This window comes from Halanaerobium sp., assembly GCF_003070835.1.
Genome location: NZ_QBLR01000488.1, coordinates 1 through 1,459, shown reverse-complemented (window position 1 = coordinate 1,459; position 1,459 = coordinate 1). Strand labels below are relative to the sequence as shown.

3 protein-coding genes are annotated in these 1,459 nt (G+C 37.7%); 1 reads left to right on the top strand and 2 read right to left on the bottom strand.

The window, feature by feature from the left end; translation table 11 throughout:
• Together CI949_RS20700 and CI949_RS20695 are read right to left on the bottom strand one after the other, a co-directional pair.
• On the bottom strand, positions 1 to 750 hold a 750-nt coding region (locus CI949_RS20700), incomplete at its 3' end, for an IS3 family transposase (protein WP_290769934.1).
• Between the two features lie 35 nt (positions 751 to 785).
• A complete protein-coding gene (locus CI949_RS20695) occupies positions 786 to 1,280 on the bottom strand; it encodes a transposase (protein WP_290769932.1) in 495 nt (164 codons plus the stop codon).
• 89 nt (positions 1,281 to 1,369) lie between these two features.
• Between CI949_RS20695 and CI949_RS21075 the strand changes: the two genes are divergently transcribed.
• Positions 1,370 to 1,459: HAMP domain-containing protein (locus CI949_RS21075; protein ID WP_365942083.1), on the top strand; the 90-nt coding region annotated here is incomplete at its 3' end.

Below are 1,459 nucleotides of genomic sequence, written 5' to 3'. Positions count from 1 at the left end.
CTCAGCTACCCATTCTCTGGCTTCATTTAGGTCTTTAAAGCCTTTGTTAGGATAAATTGGTCTGTACTTCATTGTCTTAAATAATGACTCAGAATAGGGGTTGTCATTACTTACTCTCGGTCTGGAAAATGAACTCTGTACTCCCAGTTTCTCCAGTGTTGCTAAAAATGTTGCTGCTTTCATTGGACTGCCATTATCAGAGTGCAGTACCAGTGGTTTATCATTTGCCGCTATTCCCTGAGACAGGGAAGCTTTTCTAATCAGTCTTTTTGAATACTCAGCGTTTTCTGTTTCCCAGACTTCATAGGCAACTATCATTCTGCTGAACATGTCAACTATCAGATAGAGCTTAAAGAAACTGCCTTTAATCATAGCATTCAGCCAGGTGATATCCCAGGTCCAGACCTGGTTGGGAGCAGTAGCAATATGAGTTGGAGCTTCTCGTTTTACAGGTTCTTTAGTTTTAGCTCGACGGGTATTCATTTTTTCTTCATCTAAGACTCGATAGAAGGTTGATTCTGAAGCAATATATTTACCCTGTTCAGCAAGTTTAGGAACAATTTTAAAAGGTGGTAGATCTGCAAATTCTTTGCTATTTGAGACTTCAATTATTTCCTGTCTTTCAGCCAGCGGCCGCTGATCTTCTTTAACAGCACCATCTTTAGTCCATCTTTGATAGGTTCTAATTGATATTTCCAGTTCTTCACAGGCTTTAAATAGCCTGCAGCCATTTGCATGTGCTTCATTAATTAGTGCTACCGCTTTTTTGCGATCTGAAATTCCTATTAGTCGTCCTCTGGATCCCCCCAGATCGCTCGGGCCTTTTTTCTGAGCACCAGTAATGCTGCAGTTTCAGCAAGAGCTTTTTCCTTTTCGCGAAGTTCTTTTTCTAGTTCTTTAGATTTCTTTTGTTCTTTTTTAAGATTATTTTTTAGTTCTTTAGGATCTTCAAATTTATTTTCATTAGCGTTCTGGCACTGCTTAATCCAGCTATTTAGTTCTTCGACATGGATGCCTTTTTCACGGCAGTATTTAGCAGTTTCTAGTTCTGAGAGACTTGCAGTTTCTAAAACAGCCTGAAACTTATCACTGGAAGACCATTTACTTGCTTTTTTATTGCTGGTTGGATTACTCTTTAAAACCTTAGATCTCCAGGTGTAGAGAGTATTAACGGGTATATTAGTTTCTCTAGCTATATCAGGTACTTTTTCAGCATTAGGTGGAGCCAGTCTTTTAAATATGGACTTTTTTAATTTTTTAGAATAAACTTTTCTTGGCATTATAATTCTCCTTAGGATTTATTGTCGTTACTCTATTATACACAGATTTTGTGCCCCACGACAACTATCCTAACACATAGGGAGAGAAAATAGAGTTAGTTGCCAATGGAAATTTAAATGTATCTCTAGAGCTGGATAGAAATGATGAACTTGGTACAATGGCCAATATTTTTAATAAG